Source organism: Treponema sp., assembly GCF_051883275.1.
Taxonomy (GTDB): domain Bacteria; phylum Spirochaetota; class Spirochaetia; order Treponematales; family Treponemataceae; genus Treponema_D.
The window spans coordinates 1-17192 of sequence record NZ_JBJETK010000075.1 but is presented as its reverse complement, the minus strand read 5'-3'; the positions used below and the strand labels follow the sequence as shown (position 1 = coordinate 17192).

The following is a 17192-nucleotide window of genomic DNA, read 5'->3' as shown; positions in this document are numbered from 1 at the left end:
TGCGGACTATACAGTGTTTCCCCAAACCTGCTCATTCCAGAACAGCGCGCCAATCACATCAATGGCAATTTGTACCACTACGCTGGAAATAATCCGGTCAAGTATACAGACCCGGATGGCAAATTTGTTTTAAATATCGGCTTCTTTGGTTCTGCAGGAGCTGGTGTTGGTGGTTCTGTATCATCCGGTTTTTCGATAGGATATTCAAAAGAAAAAGGTATCACATTTGGTGTTTGGATTTCTGAAAGCATTGGTGCAGAATTCAGTGTTGACGCTTCGGCGGGAATATCTATTTCGCTTGATATAAAATCAAAGGGCGTTGAATCAGGAATTAGTCAAACAATGACTATAGGTGGATCAGCCGATATTGGTGTTTCAATTGGTGGTGATTTCACTTTAGATTTAGATACGAAAGAGACTGATGTTTCGATAGGAGTTGCAAAATCAGAAGGAACTGTCGGTAATACAGGAGCAGGCGTACGATTTGGGATAGGAGCTTCTGCTGTTGCTGGAGAAGCTCATGTGCGATATAATTCAACTCAAACTAAAGCAATGAGCCTTGATGAACTAATAATTTCTATAGGCAATAAAATTGAGCAATTAGAAAAATCTTTTTGTGACTATGTTATCGATAAGACACTCGAAGCTTATGGTTATTGATGGAGAAAAGGGATTATGTTTGTAATCATTTTATTTATTTGCGTCGCCATTTTTATATTATTTCAAAAACAGTTTAAGAAGGCTTCAGCAGAATTTAATAAAGAAAGAGAAATATTTGTTAATTATTTGGATTCCGTAAATGACCTTGAAACTCTCAAGCGCATACGAGGAGAAATAAATTTATTTGGTGTTCGAGAAAAATGGTATCCAAGATATACTAATGTTATTCCTTATCTTGAAGAAAAAATAGCGGAAACAAATGATGATAACTTTATGTTGTATTTGTGTGCATAGGAGAGATTTATTAAAAGATTTCTGTTAACAATGCCTTTTATCGTTTTGTCAATAATCGTTCCTATAGCATATATTGTTTATAATTTATGAAAGGAAAATTAAAAAAATTAGTTATGTTTTCTTAACTCTGTAGTTTTTGAAAAAAATGTGGAATCGCCGTCGTAATCATTCGGTTAGCGATTGTAGTGGCTCGCCTTTAGGCGAGTTCCGAAGCGACAGCGTAGGAATGGAGAACGCAAGACACGAAACCATGAAAAGCATTTCGGTTTACGAACGCAAGCGGAGTAATCGACACGACAGTAAAATATGCTTTTCCTGCTACTATACAAACCTCGCCTTGTATAGCAGTCTTATAAGCTACCCTTTTTTTCCACAAATCCTAATTAACTGGAATTTGCCGCCGCTATTTGCAGGAAACAGGACATCCGCTTAATCAGAAAGCGGCAAAATTCTGGTAAAAACTGTAAAATTCACGCCGAGAATTCACCAAAAACACGCCGTGTTTTAAAAAATTCACGCCGAGAATTTAAAAAAGTACGCCGTGTTTTTTTTGAAAAGCATCAATTTACGCTGTAATCACCAGAAATCCATGATTTATTTTATCGTGTAGCAGTCAATGCCTGCATTTTTCAGTTTCTGCCCCATCGTCATCGAATCATTTTCATCCACAGCAACAATAAAATACGTTGTTCCGCTTGCCCGAGTTTCCGTATAGCAGTATGCGTCAAATCCCTTTTCCCTGGCATTCCGAACACAGTCATCGGCATTTTCTTTTTTCTTGAAAAGCCCAAGCTGCTGTTTTGCTCCGGGACGCTTTTTTTCCACGGAAATTTCCTTTTGCGGAAGGGAATCAGTTTTGGCAGCGGAATCAGGCGGATTGATTTCCCTGGGAACAGAGCTTTCAGCCACTGAATTTTTCTTGGGAATAAAATACCAGAAAGGAACTCTCATTATCTGTGCCTTTCCGTTTGCGATTGAAGCTTCCGGAGTTGCAGGAAAATTTTTTTCAAGCTCATCCGCATAAACCTGCTCAGAAGTCAGATGCCACAATGTGAACAAAACCTGCGAACGCACTGATTTCATAGACTGCATTGAACTGTACGCCTTCAGCAGTTCAAGTGAATCTGAAATATCCGCGCCGGGAACAGAGCTGAGTCTGCAAAGATCGCTCCAGACAGAATACAGTTTTACAGCAGCAAGCACACTTTCATTCTTTGAATTTCGGACTGCGCTGTTCAAGTATGAATTCGCAGTTTCCCAGTTTCCTGCGCAGAGGCTTACACGGACGGCGTTGAGCACAAGCTGTTCAGAGGAAACTTTCGGCATTCCGGCGGCATCAACCGCGGCGATACCTGCGGCCTTTGCATAAGAATTTCCGGCATCGCTGTAAAGCCCCAGCTGCTCCTGAAGACAGCCTGTAAAATACAAAAGCGAACGGGTGTCAGCAGGAGTATCCGCATAGACAATATTCCGCTTCAGGTAATCGATTGAATCAAGAACAGTTTCCTGTTTCAGGGCTTCAGTTCTGATTATATCCGCCGATTTTTTATTCTGCGCAAAGGCGGAATAAACAGAAATGCAGAGAGCAAAAATCAAAAAAAATTTTTTCATGCATCAGGCTCCTGCGCCGGAGATGAATTTTCCTGCTCAGGTTTTTCTTTTCTTTTTTTTCCGCGCGGCTCAGAAGGTGCGACGGATTTTTTTTCATCTTTCTTTTTAAAAGTAAAAGGAAGCGTAATCAGAACTCCAGCCATAAAAGCGGAAAAGAGAGCTGCAAAAACCGGAATATCTTTAAAACTATAAAAAAACCAGATAGTACATCTGTTGGAAAGATTAAATCCCGTAAAAAGAGAAACAAGCACAACAAGCATCAAAATTCCTATAAGTTTTACCGGCATAAAAACACCCCTTAAAAATTTATCTATAATAGTGAAAGTATAATTATATTCAAGCAAAATTTCAATTTTAGTCAGCGCATATTTCTATAAACAAAAGCATAAAAAAACATTTTCAAGTTTTTAAAATGCCTCGCGGAGAATTTTTTGCTTTTCTGAATTGTAGCAGGATTCCCATGTTTCAGGCTCTCCGATTTCATCCAGAACCGTTTTCCACCAGCTGTACAAAACTGCCTCTTCGGTATTCTGGTTTTCAAATTTTCCCGACATGACTTTAGCGCTCTTCATCATATTGTTGCCGATTTTTTTTACAATGTTTGCAACCTTGTCCACAGCGGCGCTCAAATCATCTGTTATTATATATGAAATCGCTCCCTCTGAATTTTCATTGATTGTAAAATTAACAGGCGCAGGATTTTTTGAAGAAACTTTTATAATGGTTCCGTTCTTTAAAATCGCGCCGTCAAAATTCCCGGTCATTTTTTCATTCGGAGCAAGAAGGACTATTTTGCTCCCGGTTTCCTTGTCATTTTCTTCCAGCTTCAAAGCGATATAATCTTTTGTATTATTTTTAACCGCGCCAAAAACAAAGCCGATTTCCTTTAACAGAAGAAGCTTGCTTTCCTCGCTTTTTATTCCTCCACATTCCATCGTAAAAATATATTCCGGCATTGTAAAGCCTTTTTCCTCAAGCTCATGCGCTGAATCAAAGTCATCGTCATCTTCCATATAAATAACAGTCCACGCACATTCTATTTTATTTCCGCGAACTTGCGAAAAAAGAATTTCCACTTCGTCATTTTCGTCCGCGTCCTGCTCACTGATTTTTATTTTGACAGGCGTTCCCTCAAGAAAGCCGGAAGTTTCCGCATACAAGGTCAGCTTTGTTCCGCTGTAAACAGGAATCGCATCGCCCACAGCCATTCCGTTTCTAAGCCACTTCAGATTTTTTATGGATTTTTCAACAGGAATTTCCTCGGAAATATTTTCAGCAGAAGAGTTTTCCAGAGCAGGCTCATCGGCTTCACTCTGGGAAGAATTATTTTCAGGCGGAATATTTTCAGATTCAGGGTTTTCATTTTTTTCAGAAACGGAAGTCAAACTGTCAGGCTCATCTGATTTTTCCAAGGACTTTTCTTCATGCGAAACCTGAAGCGAATCCCCCTGCCCCGAAACAGCCAGCGCTTCTTCTTCTGTCAAATCAGCCTGCTCTTGCGGAAAAACAGGCTGCGGAAAAAAAATCACAATGAATATAAAAAGCAATAAACCCCTTGCTATTTTTATACATTCCAGCATTAAAACCACCTTAAAATTATGCAATGAAGAAAGTTTCAACTTTCGAATTGCATAATTCGTCCGCGCAAGCGGATAGTCCAATGATCTTTTGAAATTTTTATTTTTTAAAATTGAATATCCAGAAAAGTAAAAGCCAACCCCGGAAAATTTTTGTTTCCCGAGGCTGGAAAAAACTGCCACTGGCAAAGCAGCAGGAACACTGAGCATGCCAGACAGTTCAGGGCAGAACTTCTAAAAAAATACGTTTTTCAGAAAGCGCCCTTAAAAGTCATCTTGAAAAAATCCAGCGGTTCAAGCTCCCTTTATTTTTCAAGAATAAATTCAACGCGGCGGTTCTTCCAGTTTACAGAAGGATCCTTGCGGTCCGCCACCGGTTCAGTTCCGCCCTTGCCCACTACAGAAAGCCGGGATGAGCTGACACCGATTTTTACAAGCTGAGTTTTTACATATTCAGAACGCTGCTCAGAAAGAGGAATCAAAGCCTTGCCCCATACACCCGGCTCTGTTTCTTCCGCAGAATTATCAGAAACCCTGTTTGCATGGCCGACAATCGTAACTTTATAATCCTTGAACTTTTTGAGAATTTCAGCAACACGCTTCATAACTCTTGCGTTGTTATCCGCCTGCGCCTGTGTAATTCCCGGCTTTATAATATTTCCATTCGCATCAACAGTTCTTACGCCGAAGTCCGCCTCGTTGCTTCTGAATATAATTGAAGGAATCTGCATCTTGAGCTTGTCGCCGTCACGCACAACAAGAACATCGACATTTATAACGCCTTCAAAAGTGCTTGACATTCCAAGATCGTCATAGGCAGTAAATTCAAACGGATAGTCCTCCGCTGACTGCACAAGCTCGCCGTTGTTTCCGCGGCCATCCCATACAATCCGCTTTGTAATCGCAGTTTTTCCGCTTGTCTTCCAGAAAGATTTTCCATTTCTGTCTTTGATTGTAAAATCCCATTTCTTCAGTCCGGCAAGAGATTCATAGCCAAGCTCAACAAACAGGTCATCGTCAATGCCGTCATTATCAGGACTGAAATACTTCGGCGAAGTTTTCACATCAAGAAGCGGCGGAACAGAAGTGCAGATAAACGAAGACGAAACTGCATCCAGCACATTTCCCTTTTCATAGTCAACATGAAGACGGGCTGTGAAAATTCCCTCCGCTGTTTTTTTATCAGAAGTGTCGCCTGTCCATATAAGCTGCTTGGGCAGTGCGCCAATTTCCTTGTCGGAGAAAGTTTTTACAATACCCTTTGAATCTATAATATCAAATTTCCAGGCGGAAATTCCTTCTGCAAGAGAAACTGTTATATCGAATTTCTGCGCATCAAGAATTCCATCCGCATTCGGCGAAATCCCCTTGTACTCGGCCGTAATAAATCCGCTCACCGGACGCGCATCCAGAGAAAGCTCCTGCACAGAAGCTTTTCCGGCATTTCCGGCGGCATCCTTGGCGGAAACAACAAGCGAATATTTTCCATTCGGCGCCTTGTTGCCGCTATTATCTGTTCCGTCCCAAGAAAAATCCTGAACCTTTGAATTACTCCACGAAAATGTCTTTACAGCTTTTCCTGAAGCAGAAAAAATCTCGGCAGTCCACTTGGTTTCAACAGAAGATTCTTCAACAGCCACGGGAATATTCTGGCGGCTTGAAATTCCATCGGGAGAAAAAACAGTGTACGGCACAGAAATTTTCACAGAAGGAGCAACTGTATCAAGCACAAATTCACTGCTCACCGCCTCGGCCTCTGTTCCGCTGTTGGCAACAGTTTTTATCACGGCTGAATACACTCCGTCAGCGCATTTGTTTCCATTGTCATCAAGGCCGTCCCATGTAAACGAAGCAGGAATTTTTCCAGTGCCTCTGAATGTCTTTACAACTGAAGCTCCTGAAATTTTCAGCTCATAGGAATCAATTCCGCTCGAAGCCTTTGCAATAGGAGAAAGAACAATCCTGTCTAAAATTCCATCTGCGTTCGGCGAAAAAGCAGAAGGGCTTACAGAAAGCGCAAGCTCGGTCTTGCTTGTATCCAGCACAAATTCAGAGCTTTGAATTTCACTGAAGTTTCCTGCAAGCTCAGAAACCTCAAGGACATACTTGTATTTTCCGTCATTCACAAACTGGCCATTGTCATCAAGCCCGTCCCATTCAACTTTTTCAGGAAGCGATGATTCAAAGTCAAATGACTTCACGCTCGCATTGCGTTCATCAACAATTTTTCCCTTCCAGGATTTTTCACCCGTGTATGCCGGCTCCGCAACCTGCTTCTGGGAAATCTGAAATTTGTTTTTTCCATTAAAGACAGTGTTCTGCGGAAGAGAAACAGAAGCCTTTGGCGCCTCATTGTCAACAACAAAAACAGGAGAATAAACAGGCTCAGGCTCATATCCATTCAGATACGCCGCGCTTATCCTTGCACGGTATTCTCCGTCCTGAAGGTCTGCCCCGGAATCAGTTTTTCCGTCAAACTGAAACAGTGACGGCGGATTTGTTTTTCCGGACTTTGAATAATATACAGTGTCGCTGTTTTTTCCGACGATGGCAATCTGCCAGTCCTTGAGCGAATTCACGCTTGCAGCAGGCGAAGGAATTGCAACAGAAAACTGCATTGTCTTGCGCTCCTCTGAAACCCTGCCTTTCGGAGCCGGAGCAAAATACCTGGAGCCGTTTATTGAAACTGCAATCTCAGGTTTTTCTGCGGAAAAAATAATATTTGAAATCCGCGCCTTTTCAGAAACGTTTCCTGCCAAGTCAGTGGAAGTAATTTCGTAGTTGTAAATTCCGTCAGGCACTATCGACTTGTTTTCATCCGTTCCGTTCCATTCAACTTCCAGCGGAGAAGAATTTTCCCACTTAAAAGTGCGCACAACAGAATCGTTCGCATCTGTAATTTTTGCAGTCCAAAGCTTTTCCTCTGAGCCTGACTGGCGGATTTTCAGGACAACCTTGCTTCCTTCGCCAAAAATCTTGTCTGCGCCCTCAAGCTTTGCAAGGTTTATCTGCGGCGGAGTATTGTCGACAATAACCGCCATCTTTGAAGTGGAAGCTGTGTTTCCATTGTCATCGCATGCCGTAAACTGATAATAATAAGTTCCGTCCTTTGCAAGGGAGCCGTCGTCCAAAAATCCGTTCCAGATAATTGAAGCAGGAACATCGACTCCGCGCTTGGGAGCTATAAGAGTTTTGCAGAATGTCTTAAAAGTAAATTTTGAAGGAAGCGAAATTTTGTTTCCGATTGTTCTTACCACAGCTCCGCTTTCATCTGTGACAACAAAGCTCCATTCCTTTACATATCGCTTGTCGCGGATTTTCAGGGGCACTTCAAGAGTGTCCTGAACACCGTCGTTATTAGGTGAAATATATGAAACTCCAGGCTCGGCAAAAAGCTCGGATGCCAGTCCAACCATAGAGCACAGGGCAAATGCCGCAAAAAATGTTCCAGTCGATTTTTTCATTTTTATTCCTCATCCCAAACAATTATTTCAGGCGCCTCAGTGTCTTTAAGCCCCAGGTCAATTCTTGCGCCGAAACTCACAGCCTGAATTTTAGAATACAAAGTCTGTGTTGCAAGACATGGAGTTACTTCGCTTTTTTCCCAGTCAGCGTTGGTCTGCGAAATACGCTTTGAGGTAACACCAAGCCTGATTGAAACTCCGACGGAAAAGCAGTTCACGCCGTCAGACTTTCCTTCTGATATTTCACGGATGTTTGCCTGCCAGCCAACTGACAGCTTTATAAAATTGTTGTACTCAAATCCCAGCCCCAAATCCATTACGCAGTTCTGAAAAAACGGAAACGAAAAATCCGTGCTGAATGCGCCTGTCCAATCACGGGCTTCAAAAATATTCGATGCAAATGAAACTCTCGGAGTAAGAACAGACGGATATGCAGAAGAATCCTCTTTTTCATCAATTCCGATTGTGTCATAGTCCGCCGGCTTTCCTATATTGAGAAGAGAAGCTCCCACCCTTGGATTCTTGAACACGCTGAAGCTGCTCAGCTTATAAAGCGCGCCCGCATCAACTCCAATGGAAAAATCAGAGCCGCTGCCCATATAGAGTCCGCCGTATACATTCGCGCCAAGCGAAAGATTGTCAGTGACTTCCTTTGATGCGCCGCCGTGAACGACAATAGTTTTACGCAGATTCATTCCGTAAAAATCAGCATAAACACCGCTCGCAGTCAGGGAAAAAACAGACCACTTTGTGGGAATAATCATTCCGGCCTGAAAACCGCCGCCAGCAGTCTTATCGCTGCTTTCGCCTTCAATTTCTATCTTGTCAAAATTAATGAACACAGTTCCGCTGAAATCAATGTCGGCACGCTGAACGCCAGCAGTGAGCGCAGGATTATAGGCTATAGAAGCAGGAACAACAGTAAAGAGAGGGCCGCCTGTTGCAGAAGCCGCTCCGGACATAAGCTCAGGATGGGTAAGCCTGAAAAGATCCTCGCCTCCATAGGGCGGATTGTAGGCAAAAAGCCCGGCCGCACAGGCAGCAAGGGCAGCAGCCAAAATTATCTTTTTCATAAAATAAACCTCCAAAATCAAGGACACCTATCCCTTAAAAACACACAGCAAAGAAAAGTTTCATCTTTAAAAGCTATGCAGTTTGTCCGCGCAAACGGACACGCAATAAGGGAGTCTCCCAAAATTCACTTTCAAATATTTTTTGAAGCTTCAGGCAAACACTGAGCAGCCTGAATGTAAATCAAACGGCTCAAGTGCCAGCCAGAAGTTCCCTGATTATAATACAAATTAAAACTAATTTAAATGATGCTCAAGCAGAGCGCGCTCCACCTCGTCTATCACAAAATCCGGGGTGCTCGCTCCGGCTGTCAGCCCCACAGTCCCAAAGTCAAAAAAATTGCCGGGAATTTCACTGGCATCTTCAATCAATGCAGTGTTCGCACAAATTGAAGATGCGGTTTCATAAAGCCTCCTTGTGTTTGCGGAATTTTTTCCGCCGATAACAAGTACAGCCTCTGTTTTTTCAGAAAGCTCCCTGAGCGCATTCTGTCTTTCCATTGTAGCAGAGCAGATTGAATTGAATATTTGAATCAACGGATTTTTCTTTTGCAGCACAGAAGCTATCTTTTCAAATTCCACGGGGCTGAAAGTTGTCTGTGCAATCAGGACAGCTTTTTCAGGAAGCTCAATTCCGCGCGCCTCATCCGCATTTTCAACCACAACAAAACTGTTTTCCGCGTAGCCTGAAATACTCACAACCTCTCCGTGGTTTCTGTCGCCCGCAATCACAACCAGAAAGCCTTTTTCAGCCCATTCAGCGGCACGCTTCTGGCTCAGGTGAACACGCGGACAGGTGGCATCAAGGACTTCCGCTCCCATTTCCTCAAGAGCGCGCACAGTCTGGGGTGTTGTTCCATGCGCCCGGATTACAACAACAGAATTCTTTCCCGCCAGCTCAAGAGAGGAAGGCTCAAGAATTTCAGCGCCGTTTTTTCTTAGAGAATCCATTACAAGCGGATTATGAATCAGAGGCCCGAGCGTAAAAACCCTGCGCCCTTCACTTCCTTTTGAATTTTCCAGAGCCTCATAGGCAGTTTCAACAGCACGCCGGACACCTATGCAGAACCCCAGAACCTTGGCACGAATAACTTTCAAAAAAACTCCGAGAAAAAAGAAAAAGCCGCAACAAAAAGAGCTGCACCGAAAAACCAAAAGATTTCCGGGCTTCTCAAAAATGTCACGGCCTGAAAGCAGCGCCCCGGAAATTCAAGGCGCCGCTTCAATAACAGTCAGCGCGCGGATTTATACATTCTGCGCCGAATTAAACGAAGCAACAATTTTCTTGCCTGTATGAGGCCTTACATGAGCGGAAAATTCGCCCGGCTCCCAATGGCGTCTCATCAGGGAAATAAAGCCTGAAACAATAAAAATAGAAGAATAGCAGCCAGAAAGAAGTCCCACAGTAAGAATAGCCGCAAAATTCTCTATGCTTCCAGAAGTAAAAATCAAAAGCGAAACAGAAGCAAACAGCGTTGTCACAGTTGTAATAACAGAACGGGTTATTGTTCCAGAAATTGAAGCGTCCAAAATGTCATTGAAACTCTTTGTCTGAACAAGGCGTATGTTCTCGCGGATACGGTCAAGAATAACAATAGTGGCGTTTATAGAATATCCAAAGATTGTAAGAACAGCCGCAAAGCTTGTCGCAGAAAATTCAATCTGGAACCAGGAAATGAACGTAAACATTATAAAGCAGTCATGAACAAGACCGATTATAGCGCCAAGCGCAAAATCCCAGTGGAAGCGCACGGAACAGTAAAGCCAGATTACAAAAAGAGTAAACACTGCAAGAATAACAGACTTCATCCCATTGCTGCTGGAAAATCCAGAGCCTACAAAATCAGTCTTTATAATTGCAACATTGTCTTCGCCGAAACGGGCTTTAAGCGAGCCCATAATTTCCGACTGAAGTGTATCAGATGAAGCAGAAGTCTTTGAAATTGCCGCGCGAATCTGGAAGCTTCTGGATGAAGCATCGCCAAGCTCCTTTACCACAACATTTTCAGAAGCAAGAGCAGCGCGGACTTCATCAACAGTAACTACGTTCGACTCATCAGAAACATAAAGCAGAACAGGATCATTTTTGGAAAGCCTTGAAGTTGAAGAGCTGTCAAGATAAATTCCGTATGAGTCTGCATTCTCAGACCCCTTCACAGAAACAGTCACGCCTTCCACTTCAGAAAGAGAAGCCGCAATGTCCTTTACGGTTGGATTCTGTGCATAAGAGAAAAATTTTGTTTCGTTTTCAGAGCTGGTTCCTGTTATAACAAGCTCCAGGCCTGTGCTTGAAATTCCAAGCCCCACATTTGCAGAGCCGGAATATGAAACTTCAACTGCGGCAGGAGCAATGCGGACTTCCTCTAAAAGACCCGGCACAAAATCAATGCCGAAATTTATTCCACGGATAAAAAATCCTGCGATTCCAAACAGAATCAAAACTGAACTCAAAACAGCGCAGGCAGGAAACGCTTTACTGAATTTCTTTACTGTTTTCATTATTTTATCCCCCAGCCAATGCTGATATTCTTTATTTTTAGAACTTCAGTCTGGAAATCAAATATAAGCTTAGAAACAACCAGAGCAGTAAACACAGTTGAAACAACACCGATGGCAAGGCTCACTGCGAATCCCTGCACGGCACCGCTTCCAAACTGCGCCATAAACATCGCCGCAATAAATGTAGTGATGTTTGAATCCATAATTGCCCACTTTGCATTATCGAATCCAATCGCAATACTTGAAACTCTGTCTTTTCCAAGACGGCGCTCTTCCTTTATGCGCTCAAAAATAATAACATTCGCATCTGTCGCCATTCCTATTGTAAGAATCATACCTGCAACAGTCGGCAATGTAATAGTAAGATTGAATGCGCTCAAAATACTGAACATAATATAGAGGTTCAAGACCTGGGAAATACATGCATTTATTCCAGAGCCGTGATACCACACAAGCATGAACAGCATAATCGAAACAAGACCCGCCGCAACAGCCCAAAGTCCCTGCCTGATTGCCTGTTCTCCAAGGGAAGCTCCAATTACCTGCTGGCTTTCAACTGAAAGCGGAACATCGAGCCAGGCAGTCTGCAAAACCTTTCTTAAATTCAAAGCCTCACGCTGCCCGAAATTTCCAGTGATGCGAACCTGTCCGTCCAGAATGGCGCTCTGCAAAACAGCATTTGACTTGATTTTGTTATCGCTGACAATACAAAGCTCCTGGCCGACATGGGCAGCTGAAAACTTTCCAAAAATATCAGTGCCTTCGGAGTCAAGAGAGAACACAACCGTAGGGCGGCCTGTAAGCTCCTCAGAAGCAACATCCGCGGATTTTATGTGCTTTCCGTCCAGCGCGATTTCCTTCTTTACAACAAGATACCCGATCCGCTGGTCAAGACCGTATTCGTCAGTTTCATAGTAGCCGAAAACATCGCAGTCATCAGGAATAATAGAAGGGTCAATCAGATTTCCGCGCGCATCAAACACAGACTCACGCTCGTTGGTATAATAATACATATTGAAGCTGTCTGTTGCCGCACGGTCCACAAGGCGGAAATTCAAAATACCGCGGCCCTGGATTATAGAATTAATCTGGTCAGCCTCGGCAGAACCCGGAAGCTCTATGTAAATTCTGTCTTCGCCCTGCTGTCTGATTGTAGGAGAACTCAAGCCAAAGCGGTCAATACGGCTTGTAAGAGTTTCAATAGCCTGCGCCATAGCCTCAGACTTCAAAACAGCCGCGTCAACAGCTCCGTCCTGCTTTGCCACTACAGCGTCAAGGTCAGCCTTTACAATTACGTTCATTCCGCCTGAAAGGTCAAGACCGAGCTTTACTGAATTCCTATAAAAGCTTTTTATCTTCAGGATTTTTTTTCTGTAAACACCTTCAATAAAAGAAGCAAGCTCCGGCTTGGACTCAAATGAATTGAGAGCATCCTTCAAAAGAATCACAGAAGGAGCTTTTTCGCCCGAAGCCTTGTAGTTCTTTTTTGCCTGCTCGATGAGCCACTGGCAATCCTCTGGCACAGGAGCGTCCGGATTTTCCTTTACAGCCTCAACAAGTTTTTTCACCTCGGAGCTGGCTTTAAAAGTTGAATAATCCTTGATATTTTCCAAAGAGCTTAATGCAAGCACTTTGTCCTCTTTTGGCGTGCGGACATACCAGCTGATTGAAGGCCACAAAAATGCAAAGCACAAAGCCAGCACCGCAATAATCATAAAAAGACGGCTTTTCTTACTCATCTTTCTTTTCCTCTGAATCCTCGGAAGATTTTTTATCAGAGCCAGATTTATTTTCTTCCTTCTGTTTTTTTGCGCTCTTTTTTTCCTCTGATTTCTGAGCAGGCTTGTCAGAAACTACAGATGAAATAGCAGAGCGGCTGAATTCAATCTTTGTGTTTTCATCTACTTTTACAACGATGATATCTGAATCTTTTTTTACCGAGCTTACAGTTCCGTGAATTCCACCAATAGTAACAACCTTGTCGCCCTTCTGAAGCGCATCAAGCATTTTCTGAAGCTCTTTCTGCTTTTTATTCTGCGGACGAATCATAAAAAAGTACATAATTCCCATGATAAGAATTAAAGGCAGAAACATTCCAAAGCCGCCGCCCATGGCATCCGCGCTCTGCAACAAAAGTGAATTGCTCAACATATCAAATCCTTCCTTTTGCAAATAATTTAAGAAAGCGATGATTAACACTTTTTGCGATTAACCACAGCTCCCTTGCTATTTTCCGTATTTCCTAAATACTGAATAGCAGATATTATTTTTTACACCGAATAATCCGCACTTCTATTATCCGGCGTTTTTCAAGGCCGCCTCTAAAAATTCATCTTGCCGATTTTTTTAGAAAATGCCCTGAGAGCTTTCAAGCCGTCCGAAAAGCACCCTCACGAACCTGCTTAAAAACATGACACAGAATAACATTATTCAGATAATTTTACAAGAGAATGAAAGGGAAGGTTTTTAGCAGTGAAAAAAAATAGTTTCCGCGGAACGGCGGCTATTTGCCCAGAAGCTTTTCAAGCTCGGAGTTCTTGCGGAGATACACGGAATTTGAAGGGTCAAGGGCGACAACCTGCTTCAGATAATACTGCGCCCGCCTCCAGTCTTTTTTTGCATAGTACAATTCATAGAGCCTGTAGAGGGAATCCTTGTTGCGCGGATTTGCGGTAAGGCTTGCCCTAAGATCTGCAAGCACTGCCTCTTCCGAAATCTGCGCCCGGCTGCGCTCAAAGTACAAAAAGCTTTTCATCCTTGAGCCGGCGGAAGGAAGCAGCGCGGAAATAAGCTGAAGCGCAGACTTTTCCTGCCCGGTGGCAAAAAGGACTTTTATATATGCCATGCATGAATCTTCGTCAGCAGGATTATCATCGTATTCCTTTTTTGCAAGCTCCATCGCCTCGGTGTTTTTCTTGAGGGCAAGGCAGATGTCAATATGGCTGAAAAGCGATGTTTTTCTGGCGGCAGGAATCTGAATCAGGGCAGAGCTGAGCGAATATGCCTTTGTGAATTCAGATTTTTTTATGTATTCCTCCAGAAGAATTTCCATCGCCTGAATATTCCCGGAATCCTTTTGAAGAACCTTCTGCGAAAGCTCAAGGGCGGAAATTCCATTCACGACAAGCCCCGAAACAGAGGCCGTCTTTGCCGCCACAAGCATAGTTTCCGTGTCGTCAGGATAAAGCCTGAGTGCCTCTGCGGCCGTTTCTATTGCGGCGGCATTATTCTTGCTCCAGTCGCGGAGAAGCTGTGTGCGGAGAATGTAGTATTCGCGGGAAAGCATATTGCGCTTTTCAACAGCATCAAGAAGCGAAGAGGCCCTTATGTAGTCCTGCTTTTCCATGAGGATTTTCGCGCGGAGAAGAACATAGCTTGTATTGTCAGGCTCCAGAAGAAGAACACGGACAACAAAGCCCTCTGTCTTGTCAAAATCCCCGAGGCTGTATGCTGCCTGGGCGCAGGTCTTTAAAATCTCTATGTCCTGCGGAAAATGCGAAAGAAGCTCTTCCCCGAACGAAAGGGCAAGCTCATAGCGGCCGGTGAGAAAACATGACTGCGCAACAGCCTTTAGGATTTCCTTGTTTCCGCCGGAATACTTTCCGTTGCTTGCCTTGAAGTACAAGAGCGCGTTTTCACTGTCATTTTTTCCAAGGCAGAGAGTTCCCATGAGGTAATTCGCAAGCACAGAATCAGGGCACATCTCAAGCGCCGCCTTCAAAGACTGCTCCGCCCGGGAATAATAGCCCGACATTGTTTCGGGAGAAGTCAGCAGGGCAAGAGAAGGAAGCACAACAGAAAGAAAATCAGAGCCGCTTGTGCTCAAGTCATAAATTCCCTTTTTTGCACTCTCGATAGCCCCGGTGTACTGGTTGTATCTTGAAAGCGGCGGCACAGTCCAGGTGATATTTTCAGACGGCCATGCAATTTTCATAATCTCGGCGGAAATATAGAGCAGACACCGCTCAGCCTCCGTGTAGTCATCCTGCGAAGTCCTGTGGATAGAAGCCGCCGCCTGCCTGAAACTCCACGGAGAGCCTATTTCAACAAGGCGCATTGTTTCTTTATTAATAGAAGAAAAAAAAGAACGGTTCTTTGACGGAACAGACTGAACGGAAACAGAAGAAAGTTCCGCTTTTTCTGAAGTCGGCGCGGAGGCGCAAGAGAAAACAAATGATAATACAATAACCAAAAAGGAATAAAAAATTCCGCGCATTCTTCTATTATAAAGAAATTCTTTCCTGATTATGGAAGCCGCCCGGAAAAAGGAATTTTCCAAGGCACCCCTATATCTTTTTAGTTCCCTTCAGCAAAAGAGCGCCGCGTTTTTTCAGGCACCTTTTCTGAAACACCGCAAAACAGCATACCGTTCCAGGCTGTTTTAAACTCTAAAAACTGTCTTCCGAGGAATCATCAGTCATATACGGAAATTCCTCGCCGTTCATTCTTTGGACGCCATAAACAAGGATAAGCAGAATTCCAAGAACAAAGAGGACTATAGGCCAGAAAACAGAAATAAATTTAACGAATGAAATATGAAACAGGTGCAGGGAAAACAGCAGGAAAATAACTCCCAGAATAAAAAGCGCCGCCGACGGGAACAAGAAAACAGTCCGTATTTTTCTATAGATGAACAAGTCAGAAACAAGAAAAGCCAGCCCGGCGTTTATAACAATCACAGGCCACAGTTCCTTTAAATTAAGATGCAAAAATTCTATATTCAGCAATGCAAAAAAAACACTGTCAAAAACAAGCATGAACCCAAGGGCAATGCACAGACTCTGTCTTCTCAGCGTTGCAGGAGAGTTCTTTTTTTTCCGCTTAGAATCTTCCATAAAGACAACCCACTATCACAAGGAAACTTCAAAAAGCTGATGCTCTTTAAGATTTCCACAATATCATGGGTAATAATAGGATAAATTTCAATTCTTGACAACGGCTAAAGCAGATTCATTCAGCCCCGGAAAATTCCACTGTCTAAAACCCCGTCATACTGTATACAGTGCTTGTCATGCTGTATACAGTGCATTGTCATGCTGTATACAGCGCATCGTCATGCTGTATACACTACATTGTCATGCTGAACTCGTTTCAGCATCTGTGAACTTATTTCAGTATCCGTGTCTTGTAACCACATAGATTCCGAAACAAGTTCGGAATGACAGTTATAAAGCATCATCATGCCACAAACCGCCCCCATGTCATGCTGTATACAGTGCTTGTCATGCTGTATACAGTATATGTCATGCTGAACTCGTTTCAGCATCTGCATGTATACAATGCATAGATTCCGAAACAAGTTCGGAATGACAACACCCTGTCATGCTGAACTTGATTCAGCATCTGCCAACGGTTGCATTTGATGTAAAATGAATTACTTTTTTTTCAATTTTTCAAGTGCTTCTTCTGCATCATAATTTCCCTGCTCTGCTAATCTTTCAAGGGCTTTTTTTGCAGCTTTTTTTGTAGGAGCATATTCCTGTTCTGCTGATTTTGTGTACCACTTGACGGCTTCCTCATAATCCTGCTCTACGCCTTGTCCGTATTCATACCTCCTGCCAAGATTACACTGACCGGAAGCATTCCCCTGCTCTGCCGCTTTTCTGTACCACTCAACGGCTTTCTTTAAGTCCTGTTCTACGCCGCGGCCTTCCATATACATCCAGCCAAGACGGCATTGCGCTACAGCGTTCCCCTGTTCCGCAAGCTTTTTAATCATCCCCGGAACAAACGCCAAATCATATAATTCCTTTCTTAAAATCACTTCAAAAATTTTTCGCACCGCATTTTCTTCCCTTTCATCAGCAGGATTTTCCATTGAAGCAAAAAGTTCCAGCCCGTCTTTTATCTGTTCCTGATTTCTCTCAGCAGTTCCTTCAGTCAGCAAAGACAATGCGCGCTCGTATTTTAAAATCTTTTCATTACATTTATTCATAAACAATTTTCTCCTCGTATATTAATATTATTGAATTATCTTATTCGATTTGGGATAGTATACCCGTGACATATGACCCGAT

Annotated in this window: 15 protein-coding genes; 3 read left to right on the top strand and 12 right to left on the bottom strand. The window is 43.2% G+C overall.

Annotated features, from left to right (window positions below):
- Nucleotides 1–69: 69 nt before the first annotated feature.
- Together ACI4L0_RS11660 and ACI4L0_RS11655 are read left to right on the top strand one after the other, a co-directional pair.
- Nucleotides 70–660 carry a hypothetical protein gene (locus ACI4L0_RS11660; RefSeq protein ID WP_439800349.1) on the top strand — a complete coding sequence of 197 codons (591 nt, stop codon included), beginning with the start codon at nt 70–72 and terminating at the stop codon, nt 658–660.
- Nucleotides 661–675: 15 nt separating this feature from the next.
- Nucleotides 676–954 carry a hypothetical protein gene (locus tag ACI4L0_RS11655; RefSeq protein ID WP_439800348.1) on the top strand — a complete coding sequence of 93 codons (279 nt, stop codon included), beginning with the start codon at nt 676–678 and terminating at the stop codon, nt 952–954.
- Between the two features lie 594 nt (nt 955–1548).
- Here the strand turns inward: ACI4L0_RS11655 and ACI4L0_RS11650 are convergent.
- The 11 genes from ACI4L0_RS11650 to ACI4L0_RS11600 form a co-directional block, all read right to left on the bottom strand.
- Nucleotides 1549–2565, bottom strand: a complete 1017-nt coding sequence (locus ACI4L0_RS11650; RefSeq protein WP_439800347.1) for an SPOR domain-containing protein — start codon at nt 2563–2565, stop codon at nt 1549–1551.
- Nucleotides 2562–2852, bottom strand: coding sequence for a hypothetical protein (locus ACI4L0_RS11645; RefSeq protein WP_439800346.1), 291 nt, complete (start codon nt 2850–2852; stop codon nt 2562–2564). The genes ACI4L0_RS11650 and ACI4L0_RS11645 overlap by 4 nt, the downstream gene beginning before the upstream one ends.
- 120 nt (nt 2853–2972) lie before the next feature.
- The gene (locus ACI4L0_RS11640; protein WP_439800345.1) at nt 2973–4049 is read right to left on the bottom strand and encodes a hypothetical protein; all 1077 of its coding nucleotides are present in this window, start codon (nt 4047–4049) and stop codon (nt 2973–2975) included.
- Nucleotides 4050–4447: 398 nt separating this feature from the next.
- Nucleotides 4448–7606 carry a FlgD immunoglobulin-like domain containing protein gene (locus ACI4L0_RS11635; protein ID WP_439800344.1) on the bottom strand — a complete coding sequence of 1053 codons (3159 nt, stop codon included), beginning with the start codon at nt 7604–7606 and terminating at the stop codon, nt 4448–4450.
- A gap of 2 nt (nt 7607–7608) precedes the next feature.
- Nucleotides 7609–8679, bottom strand: coding sequence for a hypothetical protein (locus ACI4L0_RS11630; protein WP_439800343.1), 1071 nt, complete (start codon nt 8677–8679; stop codon nt 7609–7611).
- Between the two features lie 234 nt (nt 8680–8913).
- Entirely contained in the window at nt 8914–9774 is an 861-nt protein-coding gene (gene ispH, locus ACI4L0_RS11625) for a 4-hydroxy-3-methylbut-2-enyl diphosphate reductase (RefSeq protein ID WP_439800342.1), read from the bottom strand.
- 147 nt (nt 9775–9921) lie between these two features.
- Nucleotides 9922–11175 carry a protein translocase subunit SecF gene (gene secF / locus ACI4L0_RS11620; RefSeq protein ID WP_439800341.1) on the bottom strand — a complete coding sequence of 418 codons (1254 nt, stop codon included), beginning with the start codon at nt 11173–11175 and terminating at the stop codon, nt 9922–9924.
- Entirely contained in the window at nt 11175–12914 is a 1740-nt protein-coding gene (gene secD / locus ACI4L0_RS11615) for a protein translocase subunit SecD (protein ID WP_439800340.1), read from the bottom strand. Before secD ends, secF begins: the two co-directional genes overlap by 1 nt.
- Nucleotides 12907–13326: a preprotein translocase subunit YajC gene (yajC, locus tag ACI4L0_RS11610; RefSeq protein WP_439800339.1), complete on the bottom strand. Its 420-nt coding sequence runs from the start codon at nt 13324–13326 to the stop codon at nt 12907–12909. Before yajC ends, secD begins: the two co-directional genes overlap by 8 nt.
- Before the next feature lie 352 nt (nt 13327–13678).
- A complete protein-coding gene (locus ACI4L0_RS11605) occupies nt 13679–15391 on the bottom strand; it encodes a tetratricopeptide repeat protein (protein ID WP_439800338.1) in 1713 nt (570 codons plus the stop codon).
- Nucleotides 15392–15563: 172 nt separating this feature from the next.
- On the bottom strand, nt 15564–16010 hold the full coding sequence (locus ACI4L0_RS11600; RefSeq protein WP_439800337.1) for a hypothetical protein: 447 nt from the start codon (nt 16008–16010) through the stop codon (nt 15564–15566).
- Nucleotides 16011–16333: 323 nt separating this feature from the next.
- On the opposite strand from ACI4L0_RS11600, the gene ACI4L0_RS11595 reads away from it, so the two are divergent.
- On the top strand, nt 16334–16462 hold the full coding sequence (locus tag ACI4L0_RS11595; RefSeq protein ID WP_439800336.1) for a hypothetical protein: 129 nt from the start codon (nt 16334–16336) through the stop codon (nt 16460–16462).
- A gap of 87 nt (nt 16463–16549) precedes the next feature.
- Here ACI4L0_RS11595 and ACI4L0_RS11590 read toward each other — a convergent pair whose 3' ends face one another.
- Nucleotides 16550–17110, bottom strand: a complete 561-nt coding sequence (locus tag ACI4L0_RS11590; protein ID WP_439800335.1) for a tetratricopeptide repeat protein — start codon at nt 17108–17110, stop codon at nt 16550–16552.
- Nucleotides 17111–17192 lie beyond the last annotated feature (82 nt).

What these genes read in the sequence shown, in the direction of transcription:
- ACI4L0_RS11655 (WP_439800348.1), top strand. Translation starts at nt 676, where the DNA reads ATGTTTGTAATCATTTTATTTATTTGCGTCGCCATTTTTATATTATTT.
- ACI4L0_RS11650 (WP_439800347.1), bottom strand. Translation starts at nt 2,565, where the DNA reads ATGAAAAAATTTTTTTTGATTTTTGCTCTCTGCATTTCTGTTTATTCC.
- ACI4L0_RS11645 (WP_439800346.1), bottom strand. Translation starts at nt 2,852, where the DNA reads ATGCCGGTAAAACTTATAGGAATTTTGATGCTTGTTGTGCTTGTTTCT.
- ACI4L0_RS11635 (WP_439800344.1), bottom strand. Translation starts at nt 7,606, where the DNA reads ATGAAAAAATCGACTGGAACATTTTTTGCGGCATTTGCCCTGTGCTCT.
- ACI4L0_RS11630 (WP_439800343.1), bottom strand. Translation starts at nt 8,679, where the DNA reads ATGAAAAAGATAATTTTGGCTGCTGCCCTTGCTGCCTGTGCGGCCGGG.
- secF (WP_439800341.1), bottom strand. Translation starts at nt 11,175, where the DNA reads ATGAAAACAGTAAAGAAATTCAGTAAAGCGTTTCCTGCCTGCGCTGTT.
- secD (WP_439800340.1), bottom strand. Translation starts at nt 12,914, where the DNA reads ATGAGTAAGAAAAGCCGTCTTTTTATGATTATTGCGGTGCTGGCTTTG.
- yajC (WP_439800339.1), bottom strand. Translation starts at nt 13,326, where the DNA reads ATGTTGAGCAATTCACTTTTGTTGCAGAGCGCGGATGCCATGGGCGGC.
- ACI4L0_RS11605 (WP_439800338.1), bottom strand. Translation starts at nt 15,391, where the DNA reads ATGCGCGGAATTTTTTATTCCTTTTTGGTTATTGTATTATCATTTGTT.
- ACI4L0_RS11600 (WP_439800337.1), bottom strand. Translation starts at nt 16,010, where the DNA reads ATGGAAGATTCTAAGCGGAAAAAAAAGAACTCTCCTGCAACGCTGAGA.
- ACI4L0_RS11595 (WP_439800336.1), top strand. Translation starts at nt 16,334, where the DNA reads ATGACAGTTATAAAGCATCATCATGCCACAAACCGCCCCCATGTCATG.
- ACI4L0_RS11590 (WP_439800335.1), bottom strand. Translation starts at nt 17,110, where the DNA reads ATGAATAAATGTAATGAAAAGATTTTAAAATACGAGCGCGCATTGTCT.